The 13,658-nt window shown below is 68.8% G+C and carries 15 protein-coding genes; 4 read left to right on the top strand and 11 right to left on the bottom strand.

Annotated features, from left to right (window positions below; all coding sequences use genetic code 11):
- Positions 1-18: 18 nt before the first annotated feature.
- Complete coding sequence (dnaB, locus tag ACFHYQ_RS19160) at positions 19-1,386, bottom strand: replicative DNA helicase (RefSeq protein WP_394302528.1); 1,368 nt, start codon at positions 1,384-1,386, stop codon at positions 19-21.
- Between the two features lie 301 nt (positions 1,387-1,687).
- Here dnaB and ACFHYQ_RS19165 point away from each other — a divergent pair, with 301 nt between their 5' ends.
- Positions 1,688-3,043: an MATE family efflux transporter gene (locus ACFHYQ_RS19165; RefSeq protein ID WP_394302529.1), complete on the top strand. Its 1,356-nt coding sequence runs from the start codon at positions 1,688-1,690 to the stop codon at positions 3,041-3,043.
- Between the two features lie 144 nt (positions 3,044-3,187).
- Positions 3,188-4,702: an APC family permease gene (locus ACFHYQ_RS19170; protein ID WP_394302530.1), complete on the top strand. Its 1,515-nt coding sequence runs from the start codon at positions 3,188-3,190 to the stop codon at positions 4,700-4,702.
- Positions 4,703-4,713: 11 nt separating this feature from the next.
- Here ACFHYQ_RS19170 and ACFHYQ_RS19175 read toward each other — a convergent pair whose 3' ends face one another.
- The 7 genes from ACFHYQ_RS19175 to rpsF form a co-directional block, all read right to left on the bottom strand.
- Complete coding sequence (locus ACFHYQ_RS19175; RefSeq protein WP_394302531.1) at positions 4,714-5,451, bottom strand: amino acid ABC transporter ATP-binding protein; 738 nt, start codon at positions 5,449-5,451, stop codon at positions 4,714-4,716.
- On the bottom strand, positions 5,448-6,356 hold the full coding sequence (locus ACFHYQ_RS19180; RefSeq protein ID WP_394302532.1) for an amino acid ABC transporter permease: 909 nt from the start codon (positions 6,354-6,356) through the stop codon (positions 5,448-5,450). The genes ACFHYQ_RS19175 and ACFHYQ_RS19180 overlap by 4 nt, the downstream gene beginning before the upstream one ends.
- On the bottom strand, positions 6,353-7,267 hold the full coding sequence (locus ACFHYQ_RS19185) for an ABC transporter substrate-binding protein (RefSeq protein WP_394302533.1): 915 nt from the start codon (positions 7,265-7,267) through the stop codon (positions 6,353-6,355). The genes ACFHYQ_RS19180 and ACFHYQ_RS19185 overlap by 4 nt, the downstream gene beginning before the upstream one ends.
- A 184-nt stretch (positions 7,268-7,451) precedes the next feature.
- Entirely contained in the window at positions 7,452-7,898 is a 447-nt protein-coding gene (gene rplI, locus ACFHYQ_RS19190; protein WP_394302534.1) for a 50S ribosomal protein L9, read from the bottom strand.
- Positions 7,899-7,915: 17 nt separating this feature from the next.
- Entirely contained in the window at positions 7,916-8,152 is a 237-nt protein-coding gene (gene rpsR, locus ACFHYQ_RS19195; RefSeq protein ID WP_076439843.1) for a 30S ribosomal protein S18, read from the bottom strand.
- 84 nt (positions 8,153-8,236) lie between these two features.
- A complete protein-coding gene (locus ACFHYQ_RS19200; protein ID WP_204016899.1) occupies positions 8,237-8,773 on the bottom strand; it encodes a single-stranded DNA-binding protein in 537 nt (178 codons plus the stop codon).
- 95 nt (positions 8,774-8,868) lie between these two features.
- Complete coding sequence (rpsF, locus tag ACFHYQ_RS19205; protein ID WP_204016900.1) at positions 8,869-9,159, bottom strand: 30S ribosomal protein S6; 291 nt, start codon at positions 9,157-9,159, stop codon at positions 8,869-8,871.
- Between the two features lie 206 nt (positions 9,160-9,365).
- Between rpsF and ACFHYQ_RS19210 the strand changes: the two genes are divergently transcribed.
- Complete coding sequence (locus ACFHYQ_RS19210) at positions 9,366-9,686, top strand: hypothetical protein (RefSeq protein WP_394302535.1); 321 nt, start codon at positions 9,366-9,368, stop codon at positions 9,684-9,686.
- 29 nt (positions 9,687-9,715) lie between these two features.
- Here ACFHYQ_RS19210 and ACFHYQ_RS19215 read toward each other — a convergent pair whose 3' ends face one another.
- The gene (locus ACFHYQ_RS19215; protein WP_204016901.1) at positions 9,716-9,892 is read right to left on the bottom strand and encodes a hypothetical protein; all 177 of its coding nucleotides are present in this window, start codon (positions 9,890-9,892) and stop codon (positions 9,716-9,718) included.
- Between the two features lie 170 nt (positions 9,893-10,062).
- Here ACFHYQ_RS19215 and ACFHYQ_RS19220 point away from each other — a divergent pair, with 170 nt between their 5' ends.
- Complete coding sequence (locus tag ACFHYQ_RS19220) at positions 10,063-10,851, top strand: deoxyribonuclease IV (protein ID WP_394302536.1); 789 nt, start codon at positions 10,063-10,065, stop codon at positions 10,849-10,851.
- A gap of 65 nt (positions 10,852-10,916) precedes the next feature.
- Here ACFHYQ_RS19220 and ACFHYQ_RS19225 read toward each other — a convergent pair whose 3' ends face one another.
- Positions 10,917-12,143, bottom strand: a complete 1,227-nt coding sequence (locus ACFHYQ_RS19225; protein ID WP_394302537.1) for a glycosyltransferase 87 family protein — start codon at positions 12,141-12,143, stop codon at positions 10,917-10,919.
- A 125-nt stretch (positions 12,144-12,268) separates the two neighbouring features.
- Positions 12,269-13,621, bottom strand: coding sequence for a glycosyltransferase family 87 protein (locus tag ACFHYQ_RS19230; protein WP_394302538.1), 1,353 nt, complete (start codon positions 13,619-13,621; stop codon positions 12,269-12,271).
- Positions 13,622-13,658 lie beyond the last annotated feature (37 nt).

The raw sequence follows: 13,658 nt of genomic DNA on the forward strand, positions 1-13,658 counted from the left end.
TTCACCACGCCGCCCGGGTCAGTGGGTGGCCATGTCCACGAAGCGGCTGTAGTGGCCCTGGAAGGCGACGGTCACGGTGGCGGTGGGGCCGTTGCGGTGCTTGGCCACGATCAGGTCGGCCTCACCCGCACGGGGGGACTCGCGCTCGTACGCGTCCTCCCGATGCAGAAGGATGACCATGTCCGCATCCTGCTCGATAGATCCACTTTCGCGCAGATCCGACACTTGTGGGCGTTTGTCGGTCCGCTGCTCGGGACCACGGTTGAGCTGGGAGATCGCGATGACCGGGACCTCCAGTTCCTTGGCCAGCAGCTTGAGCGCACGGGAGATCTCGGAGACCTCCTGCTGACGGCTCTCGGTCTTCTTCGGCGAGCTCATGAGCTGGAGGTAGTCGACGATCACGAACCGGAGGTCGTGGCGCTGCTTGAGACGGCGGCACTTCGCCCGGATCTCCATCATCGACATGTTCGGGGAGTCGTCGATGAACAGCGGCGCGTCGGCCACCTCGCCCATCCGGCGGGCCAGGCGGGTCCAGTCGTCGTCGTTCATCATGCCCGACCGCATGGTGTGCAGCGCCACCCGCGCCTCGGCCGACAGCAGTCGCATGGTGATCTCGTTGCGCGACATCTCCAGCGAGAAGACGACGGTCGCCATACCATTCTTAATCGCAGCAGACCGGGCGAAATCTAGACCTAAGGTGCTTTTGCCAATGGCAGGTCTTGCGGCCACGACGATCATCTGGCCGGGGTGGAGGCCGTTGGTCAGCGCGTCGAGGTCCTGGAAGCCGGTCGGAACGCCGACCATCTGGCCGCCGCGGCTGCCGATGGCCTCGATCTCGTCGAGGGCCCCCGGCATGATCTCCGAGAGCGGGAGATAGTCCTCCGACGTGCGCCGCTCGGTCACCTTGTAGATCTCGGCCTGGGCCCGGTCGACGAGGTCGTCGACCTCCTCACCCTGCCCGCCGTACCCGTAGGAGACGATCCGCGTGCCCGCCTCGATCAGTCGCCGCAGGATGGCCTGCTCTCGGACGATCTTCGCGTAGTAGCCGGCGTTGGCGGCCGTCGGCACGGTCGCGGTCAGCGTGTGGAGGTAGGCGCCGCCGCCGACCCGGGCGACCTCGCCGCGCCGCTGCAGTTCGTTGAAGACGGTGACCGCGTCGGCCGGCTCGCCCCGGCCGTAGAGGTCGATGACGGCATCAAAGATGATCTGATGCGCGGGACGGTAGAAGTCGTCGGCGCGCAGCGCCTCGATCACGTCGGCGATGGCGTCCTTGGACAGCAGCATGCCGCCGAGCACCGACTGCTCGGCCTCGATGTTACTCGGTGGCGTGCGCTCGAACGTCGCGTCCGATTCCCCGGGTCCCCCCGGGAAGTCGATAACGCTCACCTCACACCCCCCTGTCGGCGCTCATGCCGTACCCCGCCCACCGGCTCCGACCCGGTCCGACAGTCTCGCGGGCCGCGCCGCCCACGGCAACCTCGCCCGTGGACAACGCTGTGGAAAACATGTGCAGGTCTCGCCCCTCACCTGTGGGAACACTGGGGACAGCCCTGTGGACAATGCTCCCGCCCCTGCCGAAACCCGCGGCTGACCTGGCCGTTCTCCGTCCACGCCCTGTGGAAGAAAGAAAGTCGCCCGACGGGTTGATACCGATCGAGCATGGCTCGGTAAGCCGCAAAATGAGTTCATGCCTCGTACCGATGAGCCGGCGGAGCCCGCGGTGGAAGCCGCAGAACAGGACCGGCGTGGCCGGTCCCACGACCGAGAGATCCTCAGGCTGGCCGTTCCGGCTTTCGGGGCACTCGTGGCGGAACCGCTGTTTCTGCTCACCGACTCCGTCATCGTCGGCCGCCTTCCCGATCCGGCGCTGGGCGCACTCGGCGTGGCCAGCGCGGCTCTGGCTGCCCTGGTGGGCCTGTGCGTGTTCCTCGCGTACGCCACCACAGCGTCAGTCGCCCGGCAGGTGGGGGCGGGGGACGTCCGGCAGGCGATGCGCCAGGGCATCGACGGTCTGTGGCTGGCGGCCGCGATCGGTCTGGTCGTCAGCGCGGCGTGCTGGCCTCTTGCACCATTTATCGTACACCTGTTCGGTGCAACGGGGGAGCTCGCCGCACAGGCCGTCACCTACTTACGCGTAAGCCTCTTCGGCATCCCGGCGATGCTGCTGGTGCTCGCCGGGACCGGCGTACTGCGCGGCATGCAGGACACCCGGACGCCGCTGGTCGTGTCCGTGGCCTCGTTCGCGCTGAACGGGCTGCTCAGCCTCTGGTTCGTTCTCGGGCTCGGCTGGGGGATCGCGGGTTCCGCCTGGGGGACGGTGGCCGCCCAGGCTCTGTCGGCCGCGGTCTATCTCACGCTGGTGGTACGGACCGCCCGTCGGCACAACGCCCCACTGCGGCCCGACCTCGCCGGCCTCAGGGCCGCCGGCACCGCCGGGTTCGCCCTGGTCATCCGTACGGCCTGCCTGCAGGCCGTACTGCTGGTGGCCACGTCGATCGCCACCAGGATGGGGGACGACCAGATCGGAGCGCACACCATCGCCGCCCGGATCTGGACATTCCTCGCGTTCGCCCTGGACGCGATCGCGATCGCGGGACAGGCGATCACAGGTCGGACGCTGGGCGCCGGGGACGCCGCCGCCACGCGAGACGCGACCGCACGCATGGTCCGGTGGGGCGTCGCCTGCGGCGTGGTGTTCTGCGCGGCCGTGCTGCTGATCCGGCCGCTCGTCCCGGGCGTGTTCGACGCCAACGCGGGAGTGACCGCGCACCTGCTGGCCATACTGTGGCCGGTGGCGCTCTTCCAGCCGGTCGCCGGCGTCGTCTTCGTGCTCGACGGAGTGCTGATCGGTGCGGGCGACCAGCGCTATCTGGCGTGGGCCGGCCTGTGGGCCACCATCGCCTACCTGCCGTTCGCGGCGCTGGCCGGCGTGGCCGGCAGCATGGTCGCCCTCTGGCTGGCGCTCGGCGCGTGGATGGTCGCTCGGTTGATCACGCTGGGCATTCGGGCGTACGGCACGGCCTGGCTGGTCACCGGGGCCTGACCGGCGCGTGTGACCGGCGAGTGGCCAGGATTTGATGACCATGTGACACGCGGGGTCTTGTTCCCTTGATGCCCGTGGGGCACTGTTTCGTAACTGTCCGCCTATGCACGCCCCACAACCGACCCGCTCAGGATTGGCTTCCCGGTGTCCTCCCTGTCATCCACTCCGGACGCACGATCCACCTCGGTCCTGCGTCGCATGCCGCCGGACGAGGTCCTCGGGCTGGGCTCACGGGCCAAGCAGGGGCTCTCCCAGATCTACGGGCGCGGCGACCTGGTCGTCTTCGGCCTCGGCGTGATGATCGGGGCGGGGATCTTCAACATCGCCGGTCGGCAGGCGGCCACGATCGCCGGGCCGGGCGTGATCCTCTCCTTCATGATCGCCGGAATCGCCAGTCTCCTCGTGGCCCTGTGCTACGCGGAGCTCGCGTCCGCGATGCCGGTCTCGGGCAGCGCGTACACGTTCACCTACGTCGTCTTCGGCGAGATGTGGGCCTGGATCGTCGGCTGTGCGCTCATCGTGGAGCTGGAGCTCGCCGCCGCGTCCGTGGCCAGGGCCTGGTCGCTGTACGCGGCGCAGACGCTGGCCGACCTCGGTGTGCAGGTGCCCGCACTGGGTGGCAAGGCCGTCGGCCCCGACCTGTTCACATTGGCCATCCTGACCGTCCTAACCTTTGTCGTGGCGTTCAACGCCCGGGTCGGCCTGCGCGTGCTGTGGGTCATGGTCGGGGCGAAGCTGGTGGCCATCACCGCCGTCATCGTCGTCGGCGCACGACACGTCGACGCCGCGAACCTCGCGAGCATCCCGGCCGATCCCCTGCCGCTGGCCCGGGACGCCGACGTGCTGCACAGCACGCTTTTCGGCCTGACCTTCGGCCAGGCGCACGCCTTCGGCTGGCTGGGCATCCTGGCCGCCGCCCCCGCCATCGTCTTCGCGTACGTCGGGTTCGACCTGGTGGCCACCACCGCCGAGGAGACCAGGGACGCCCCGCGCGTCGTGCCCCAGGGCATGATCCGGAGCCTGGCGATCACCACGGTCATCTACATCGCGGTCGCGGCCGTGATGGTGGGCATGGTGCGCTACACGGAGATCTCGTTGGAGACCCCGCTCGGCAACGCCTTCCGGGCCGTCGGCGAGCACTTCATGGTCCACGTCATCAACATCGGCGCCGTGCTGGGACTCACCACCGTCATCCTGGTGCTGCTGGTCAGCCAGACCCGCGTGGTGTTCGCGATGGCCCGCGACGGGCTGCTGCCCCGAAGCCTCGGACGGCTCACCGGCCGGCACCAGACCCCCGCCACGGCGTCCCTGATCAGCGGTGCCGCCGCCATCCTGCTCGCCGAGCTCGCTCCGGTGCTCACGATGGAACAACTCGTCGTGATGGGCACCCTGTTCGCGTTCCTGTTCGTGGCCGCCGGGGTCATCGCGCTGCGCCGGAGGATGCCCGAACTGCCCGCGAGCTTCCGTACCCCGCTCTTCCCCCTTGTGCCGGTGCTCGCCATCCTGGCCACGCTCTGGCTGATGGTCAATCTCCAGGTCATCACCTGGATCTACTTCGCCGTGTGCATGGCCGGCGCTGTGCTGCTCTACCTGCTGTACGGCAGACGCGCGAGCCTGCTGGCCCCGCCCCCGCCGGGCCGGGGCCGCCACCGCCGCTGAACCCGCACTCTTCAGAGACGGCCCAGGATCCGACTGAGGAACTCCCGGGTGCGGGGATGCTCGGGCGCCGTGAAGATCTGCTCGGGCGAGCCGCGCTCCAGCAGCACCCCGCCGTCGAGAAAGCAGACCGTGTCGGCGATGTCGCGGGCGAACTCCATCTCGTGCGTGGCCAGGATCATCGTCATCCCGGCCTCCTTGAGCTCGCGGATGATGCCGAGGACCTCGGTGACCAGGGTCGGGTCGAGCGCGGAGGTGACCTCGTCGAGCAGCAGCAGCCGCGGCCGGGTGGCGATCGCCCGGATGATGGCCACCCGCTGCTGCTGTCCGCCGGAGAGCCGGTCGGGATACTCTCCCGCCCGGTCGGCCAGTCCGAACCTCGCCAGCAGTTCCCCGGCCCGCTTCTCGGCCTCCGCCCGAGGCGTACGGTGGACCTTGCGCGGCGCCAGCGTGATGTTGTCGAGCACGGTCATGTGCGGGAAGAGGTTGTAGGCCTGGAAGACCGTGCCGATCCGCTTGCGCACCTCGTCCGGGTCCACGCCGGGATCGGTGATCTCCGCGCCGTCGAGGTGGATCGCGCCGTCGTCGACCGCCTCAAGCAGGTTGACGCAGCGCAGCAGCGTCGACTTGCCCGACCCCGAGGCGCCGATCAGGCAGACGACCTCGTGCGGGGCGACCTCCAGGTCGATGCCGCGCAGCACGCTCTGCCCGTGGTAGTGCTTCCAGACGTCCTCGATCTTCAGCAGGCTCACACCCGTCCACCGCCTCCCGCCTGGCGCCGTGCCACACGGGCCGCCAGGTGGTCGGTGAGGCGCGCCGTCGGCACGGTCAGCGCGATGAACAGCAGCGCGGCGGCCAGATAGGGCGTGTAGTTGAAGGAGGCCTGGGCGTGGATCTGGGCCTGGCGGAGCGCCTCCAGCGGGCCGAGCAGGGCCACGAGCGCGCTGTCCTTCTGCAGGGAGACGAAATCGTTCAGCAGCGGGGGGACCACCCGGCGGACCGCCTGCGGCAGCACCACATAGCGCATGGTCTGGCCCTGGGTCAGCGCCAGTGACCGCGCGGCGGCCCGCTGACTGGGGTGGATCGAGTCGATCCCCGAACGGAACACCTCGGCGACGTATGCCCCGTACGACAGCACGAGCGCGATGATGCCGAGCGTCACCGGGTCGGTCGGCGCGCCCTGGAGCTCGAGTGCCGGGATGCCGAACCCGACCAGGTAGACCAGCAGGATGGTGGGGATGCCGCGGAAGATGTCGGTGTACAGCACGGCCAGCGCGCGCAGCGGGAAGAACACCGGCGAGCGCAGGCCGCGCACGAGGGCCACGATCAGCCCCAGCACCAGGATGAACACCTCGGCGACCAGGAAGATCTTGATGGTCAGGAGGAACCCGCGCAGCACGTCGGGGAGCGCCTCGACGAACGCGCCGGGGCTGAAGAACGTCTCCCTGACCCGAAACCAGCCCGGTGACGCGGTGACGGCCACGACGACCGTGACGGCGACGAGCAGGGTGGAGGCCGTGGCGACCGAGACCGACCTCCGGGCCCGGCGGCTCAGCTCGGCCTCACGGCGGCTCTGCCGCTCGCTCTTCACCCAGCTTCTCGTCTCGGGCGCGGCGGCGGCGGTCTCCACCCGGGTCGGCTGCGCCTCCTCGGTCAACTCAGCTCCGGCGCACCCGCGGCCGCGGTCAGCCACTGGCTCTCGATCCCGGCCAGCTCACCGGACGCCTTGAGCTCACCGAGCGCCTTGTCGACACAGGTGACCAGGCCGTTGCCCTTCTGGAAGAGCAGACCGAACTCCTCGGGGCTGTCCGACTGGGCGGCGAACTGACCCACGATCTTCGAGCCCTCCACCTGGGCGGCGGTGACGTAGAAGGCGGTCGGCAGGTCCACGACGATGGCGTCGATCTGCTTGTTCTTCAACGCGTTGATCGCGTCGATCTGCTGGTTGAACACGCTGGGATCGACGCCGGACCGGATCACCTGCCGGACCGCCTGCAGCGCGGTGGTGCCCACCTGGACTCCGATCTTGGCGTCCTTGAGCTCGGCCAGGGTGGCGGCCTTGGCGAACTTGGAGCTCCCCAGGGCGACCACGCCCTGCTTGACGGTGTAGTACCCCTCACTGAAGTCGACGGCCTTCTTACGCTCCGGGGTGATGGAGATCTGGTTGATGTCGAAGTCGAACTTCTTCGGCCCGGGGGCGAACGAGGAGTCGAAGGGGACGACGGCCCAGGCGACCTCGTCCTTGGTGAAGCCCATCTTCTGGGCGACGGCGTACGCCACCGCGCTCTCGAAGCCCTGCCCGTTGGCGGGGTCGTCGTCCTTGAACCACGGCTCGTAGGCCGGCTTGTCGGTGCCGATGGTCAGCTTGCCGGGGGTGACGAGCGTGAGGCCGTCCTTGGCGCAGCTCGCCGTGGCGGCCGTACCCGTCCCATCGCCGGCGGCGGACGGCTGGCCGTCCGAGGATTGGGAGGCCGGCGCGCATGCGGCGGCGGCCAGCGTGAGGCCGCCGAGCGCCAGAAGCACGGCGGCACGGCGCACGGGTCGACGGCGCACGGGGGAACGGCGCATCACAGCCTCCAACAGCACGATCTTCCACGGAATCCGTAAATTTAGCTGGGAAGATAGTAGCGTTTTGGCAATACCCGAGTCCGTCCCCGGTCCCCCCGGAAACGACCGAGGCCCCCCTCCGGAGATCGGAGAGGGGCCCGACGGTGATCAGGCCGGGTGTTCGGCGAACACTTCCGACGGAGGATCAGCCGGCGACGACCTCGACATCGAGGTTGGCGACGACCTCCGGGTGCAGCCTGACGCTGACCCGGTGGGTGCCGACGCTCTTGATCGCATTATCGATCACGATGCGGCGCCGGTCGAGCTGCGGGCCGCCGGCGGACTTGACCGCCTCGGCGATGTCGCCCGTGGTGATCGAGCCGAACAGCCGGCCCGCCTCGCCCGCCCGCGTCGCGAGCTTGACCTTCAGCCCGCCGAGCCGACCGGCGACCTCCTGGGCCGAGCCCAGGTCGCGGATCTCGCGGGCGGCACGCGCCTTCTTGATGGAGGCGATCTGCGACTCGGCGCCGCGGGTCCAGCGGATCGCGAATCCACGGGGGACGAGGTAGTTGCGGCCGTAGCCGTCCTTCACCTCGACCACGTCGCCGGGAGCGCCGAGGCCGGAGACCTCAGTCGTGAGAATCAGCTTCATTTCCTGGGTCTCCCTTCTCAGCGCGCCGTGCTCGTGTAAGGCAGCAAGGCCATCTCACGGGCGTTCTTGATGGCGGTGGCCACGTCGCGCTGGTGCTGGGTGCAGTTGCCCGTCACCCGGCGGGCACGGATCTTGCCGCGGTCGGAGATGAACTTCCGCAGCAGCCCCGTGTCCTTGTAGTCGACATAGGAGATCTTGTCGTGGCAGAAGAGGCAAACCTTCTTCTTCGGCTTGCGAACTGCCGGCTTGGCCATCGTGGTGCTCCTTTCAGAGCCCCGCGTCACGCGGGAATGGTCGCTCGGATTGTCGGTATGTGATGAAGATGAGAAGAGCGATGATCAGAAGGGCGGTTCGTCGCTGAAGTCGCCGCCGAATCCGCCGCCGCCCCCCTGGGGGGCGCCGAACCCGCCGCCACCTCCGCCACCCTGGCCGTAACCGCCCTGCGGCGCGGGGGTCGCGGACGCCCACGGGTCGTTCGCCGGGCCGCCGCCGAAGCCGCCGCCCTGGCGGGAGGTCTTGTTGACCTTCGCCGTGGCGTTGCGCAGCGACGGGCCGACCTCGTCGACCTCGACCTCGTAGACCGTGCGCTTCTCGCCTTCCTTGGTCTCGTACGACCGTTGGCGCAGCCGTCCCTGCACGATGACCCGCATGCCGCGCTGCAGGCTCTCGGCGACGTTCTCCGCCGCCTGCCGCCACACGTTGCAGGTGAGGAACAGCCCCTCGCCGTCCTTCCACTCGTTGGTCTGCTTGTCGAGGAACCGCGGAGTGGACGCGATGCGGAACCGGGCCACGGCTTGCCCCGTCGGGGTGAAGCGCAGCTCGGGGTCGTCGACAAGGTTGCCGACGATGGTGATCTGGGTGTCGCCTGCTGCCATCGGTCGCTTTAGCCTTCCTATCCCGTGCGCCGACCCGTTCAAGGGCCCAGCGTACGGCTACCCCCCGACAAACTTGTCGGGCTTGGCGGCACTGGTCAGTGAAGCTCGGGCCGCATGACCTTGGTGCGGAGGATGCCCTCGTTCAGGTTCAGCTGGCGGTCCAGCTCCTTCACCGTGGCGGGCTCCGCGGTCAGGTCGACGACGGCGTAGATGCCCTCGGCCTTCTTGGCGATGTCGTAGGCCAGCTTGCGGCGCCCCCACACGTCGACCTTCTCCACGCTGCCGCCGTCGTTGCGTACGACGGCCAGGAACTGGTCGAGCGAGGGCTGCACGGTGCGCTCATCGAGGGACGGGTCGAGGATGACCATCATCTCGTAACGACGCATGCCGAATCCAACCTCCTCTGGACTCTTGCGGTCACGACGCCTTGCCGTGACAGGAGGATCCGCCGCGCGGGGCCGGGCGGCGGCTTATGTTTCCCGCCGCTCATACCATGCGCAGTCGGTCAAGGCTACCAGCCCCTTGGCCGTACGCCGTCCTGAGCCCACACTGGAAGGTGAGCCGAACCGCAAGGTAAGAGGGGGTGTCTCAGATGAGACAGGTCACAACCCGCCCCACCGAGAGGCCGTCATCGCGTTTCACTCTCAACACGGACGGCGGGCGGCATCCGCTGACGAACTTCCTGACGGTCGCCACGCTCATGCTGGGCATCATGGCCTTCGTCACCGGGTTCATCGTCGACAGCCACATCTTCGCGTCCTGGGTGGGCGCGCTCGGGTTCTGGGGCGGCCTCTACGTGCAGTACATCTCGGTCACCACCGCCCAGCGATGCCTCATCATCGCGGGAGTGGTGACGTCGTTCGTGGGGATGGCCCTGGGGGTCGCGCACGGCGGCTTCGTTCCGCACGTCTGAGGCCGGGCCGGGGACACCGGGCTCGTCGGTCAGCCTCCGACGTGCAGATCCACGCCGAGAAGGATCAGGAACCACAGGAAGATCGCCAACAGGGCCTGCGCGACCTGCTTGAGAAGGGCCGGGGTGAGGTAGTGGTGGACCCACGCGACGTAGACACCGACCAGGAGGTAGACGAGTAGGAGGAAGCTGCTCAACCGATATCTCACGCCCGTCTCCTTAGTATCATCGGCTCATCTGTCGGTGGTGAGTTGGCGGCTGCCCTCATGTGCCTTAGTGAAACATTCCCGGTACGTCGGCGCCCGCGGGAATCCCGCCCGGCGGACCGGACCGGTAGCGGCGACCTCCGCACCTCCCTCCACAACGAACAGGGGAAGAAGTGACGACGTCACAGCGACCACAGCGCATCGGTGCCCACGTCGACCAGGACGACCCGCTGGCCCACGCGGCCGCCAGGAACGCCGACGTCGTGCAGTTCTTCCTCGGCGACCCGCAGGGGTGGAAGGGACCGGTCGTCCCGGCCTCCGCCGCCGCTCTGCGCGGCTCGGACGTGGACGTCTACATCCACGCGCCGTACGTGATCAACGTGGCGACGGCCAACAACCGGATCAGGATCCCCAGCCGCAAGCTCCTCGACGGCCATCTGAAGGCCGCCGCCTCGATCGGCGCCAAGGGCCTGATCGTCCACGGCGGGCACGTCAACGCGGGCGACGATCCCCAGGTCGGGTTCGACAACTGGCGCAAGGTATTCGAGCGCATGGAGTGCGAGATCCCCGTGCTGATCGAGAACACGGCGGGCGGCGGCAACGCCATGGCGCGCAAGCTCGACCGGATCGCCCGCCTCTGGGACGCGGCCACCTCCGGCGCGTCGGACCCCTCGGTCGTCGGCTTCTGCCTCGACACCTGTCACTTCCACGCGGGCGGCGAGGAGCTCGTGGGGCTGGTCGACCGGGTGAAGGCGATCACCGGCCGGATCGACCTGATCCACTGCAACGACTCCAGGGACGCCTTCGACTCCGGTGCGGACCGCCACGCCAACCTCGGGGCCGGTCAGATCGACCCCGAGCACATCCTCGAGGTCTGCCGCGCGGCCGGGGCCCCGATCGTGGTCGAGACCCCGTTCGAGGGCCAGGCCGACGACATCGCTTTCCTACGCAAGCACCTCTAGCTCCACATCACCCGGGAGGGGGTGGTTGTCCACAGGCTGTGGACAGACTTGGTGGATTGCGACGCTCATCGAGTGGGTAGAAGCTCTGCCACTTCCTGCTCGACGACGACCGCCCGGCGTCGGCGGGTGCTGCGCCACAGCTGGGTGAACGACACGATCGCGGCGGCGACGAGCACCAGGTTGCGGACGACCAGCACGAGGGTTCCGGGCAGCTCACCGCTCCAGCTGTAGTCCTCCTCCACCCAGGGATACATGATCCCGGTGAGCAGCGCCGCGACCAGCACGAGCCAGGCGGCCGGCCTCTGGGTCGGGCCCCGCCTCTCTGAGCGCACGGTCAGCACGACGGCCGCGATGCCGATCACCCAGGTCAGGTACTGCGGGGACAGGACCCTGCTGGTGAGCACGAGGAAGAGCACGGCGGTCAGCGCGGCGTCGTAGAAAGACCTCGCCGTCGGGGCCGCCCGGAGCCACCACACCACCAGCAGCGCCAGCGCCAGCGGGGTCGCGATCAGGCTCACCCGTTCCGCCGTCCCGACGCCCCGCCCGACGAGCTCCATCGCACCGTGCTGGTAGGTGGTGAAGCCGTCCCACCAGCCCAGTGCCCGGGCCAGTGCGAACGGCGTCGCCGCCAGGGACTCGATCTGCAGCCCGCGCTCCCGCTGCGCGGTGAGGAAGTCGAGCGCGTGCGGCATCACCAGTACGGCGATGCCGCAGCCGACCGCGGAGACCGCGAGCATCGACCCGGAGGCGGTCAGCAGCTCCCGCCAGCGCCGCAGCCCGGCGAGCAGCGCGACCGGCCACGCCTTGATGATGAGCCCGATCCCGATCAACGATCCCCGTACGGCCGGATCCGCCGACGCCGTCAGCGCGAGGATCGCGACGAAGGTGACCATCAGGTCATATCTGGAGATCAGTAGCGGCCCAAGCAGCGCGGCCCCGATGGTCCAGGCCCACAGGCCCACCTTCGTACGGCTGCCGGCCTGCCGTACGGAGAACCGCCACAGCAGAAGCAGGGTGCCCAGGTCGAACAGGATGGCCAGCAGATGGAACGCGGTCCGATAACCAAACGGGAGCAGGTGGGGCGCGAGCATGGGCAGCGCGGCGAACGGCGGGTACTGCCACTTCTCGTCCCCGGCCGGGAACTCCCCGCCCAGCAGGACCTGCGACCAGTCACGGTAGAGCCTGACGTCGTTCGCGAACGCCCCCTCGTGACCGACCGGGATGACCTGCGTCGCGGCGAGGAACAGCACTGTCCGGGTGAGCGCCCACACCACGAGAACCGACCACGGCACCCGCCGTGATCGGCCCTTTGATCGTCCCCATAACCGACGCTGTGAACGCCTGTTTCGCACCGGCGGCCCCGCCCCCGCATCAGTTCCCCCGCCGCTCCCCGGCCGCAGCGAGCCTTCCTCTCAGGCTACCGAGAGTCGGATGAAAGATTCATGGCCGGCGCTACCGAACTCGGCCTGATGAGGGAACGCAGGGTCAGGCGGTCTTCGGCCCCGTCGAACACTCCGCCGGACCGGTCGTCCACGCCGGACTGCCGTACGACATCGTGCTCGGGACGGAGGATGTCCCACACCACGAGTGCCATCAGTACGACGATCGTGATCGCCCTCGCCCACATCGACAGGAAGTACGGCGTGTCGCCGATGCCCTGCTCGGCGAACTCCGGCATCCGGCCGGTCAGATAGAGCCAGATCGAGAAGAAGTACCAGCACTCGGCGATCTGCCAGGCGACCAGCGCCCCCCACCTGGGCCTGGCCAGCACGGCGAACGGCACCAGCCACAGCACATACTGCGGCGACCACACCTTGTTCGTGATCATAAAGGCGGCGAGCGCGAGGAAGCACAGCTGCGCCAGACGCGGGCGGCGCGGCGCGGCCAGGGCGAGCACGGCCACTCCCAGCAGCAGTACGGCCAGGGCGGCCATGGCCATCGTGTTCAGCTTCTCGGCGTCGGCGAGGATGCCCCACTGCTTCGCCTGGAAGAAGAACCACAGGCCCCCCCAGTCGGCGCCGCGCTCGCTGCTGAAGGAGTAGAACCTCTTCCAGCCCTCAAAGTTGATCACCATGACCGGGACGTTCACCAGCAGCCACGTCCCGGCGGCCGCCGCCGCGGTCTTCAGGAACGGCAGCCATTTGGCCGTACGGACCGTGAGCAGGAACAGCGCGCCGAGGAACATCAGCGGATAGAACTTCGTCGCCACCGCCAGCGCCAGCAGCACTCCGGCGAGATATTCCAGCTTCCTGGCCCAGGCCAGCAGACCGCCCAGCGCCAGCGCACCGGCCGCGAGGTCCCAGTTGATGTACGCGGTGAGGATGACGGCCGGGCTGACGGCGTACCACAGCGCGTCCCAGCGGCGTCCCGACCCGGCCAGCGCCGCCATGAACACCACCCCGACGATCAGCGAGAGGCCCATGAGCAGCACGGTGACGTCGTAGAAACGCACGCCGTCGCCGCCCGCGAGCCGCCGCCCGAACTCCATGATCGCCCCGATGCCGACCGGATACTCCACCGGATAATCGACATAGGGGATCTTGCCCTCGTTGAGGTGCTCCGCCCAGAACAGCGGATAGATGTCCGTGTAGCAGTAGTGGGTGTACTGCCCGGCGCCGCCGTTCCAGACGCCGCCGAACCGGCAGGGCCACTTCCACAGGTATGCGAGCACGGCGCCGAGCCCCGCGAGAAGCGCGAGAGGCAGGTACGGCTCCATCCGCGCGGCGAATCCGGGCAGCGGGCCAGGGGGGGTGGTGGTCCGGGTCGTCATGGTCGGTATTGCACCATCAATGACCACCGCTTGGCGA

Origin of the sequence: Sphaerimonospora cavernae (assembly GCF_042435035.1) — a bacterium.
In the GTDB taxonomy this organism is placed as follows: domain Bacteria; phylum Actinomycetota; class Actinomycetes; order Streptosporangiales; family Streptosporangiaceae; genus Sphaerimonospora; species Sphaerimonospora cavernae.

Coding starts and splice junctions, on each gene's coding strand:
- ACFHYQ_RS19165 (WP_394302529.1), top strand. CDS start 1,688: ATGCCTCGTACCGATGAGCCGGCGGAGCCCGCGGTGGAAGCCGCAGAA.
- ACFHYQ_RS19185 (WP_394302533.1), bottom strand. CDS start 7,267: ATGCGCCGTTCCCCCGTGCGCCGTCGACCCGTGCGCCGTGCCGCCGTG.
- rplI (WP_394302534.1), bottom strand. CDS start 7,898: ATGAAGCTGATTCTCACGACTGAGGTCTCCGGCCTCGGCGCTCCCGGC.
- rpsR (WP_076439843.1), bottom strand. CDS start 8,152: ATGGCCAAGCCGGCAGTTCGCAAGCCGAAGAAGAAGGTTTGCCTCTTC.
- ACFHYQ_RS19200 (WP_204016899.1), bottom strand. CDS start 8,773: ATGGCAGCAGGCGACACCCAGATCACCATCGTCGGCAACCTTGTCGAC.
- rpsF (WP_204016900.1), bottom strand. CDS start 9,159: ATGCGTCGTTACGAGATGATGGTCATCCTCGACCCGTCCCTCGATGAG.
- ACFHYQ_RS19210 (WP_394302535.1), top strand. CDS start 9,366: ATGAGACAGGTCACAACCCGCCCCACCGAGAGGCCGTCATCGCGTTTC.
- ACFHYQ_RS19230 (WP_394302538.1), bottom strand. CDS start 13,621: ATGACGACCCGGACCACCACCCCCCCTGGCCCGCTGCCCGGATTCGCC.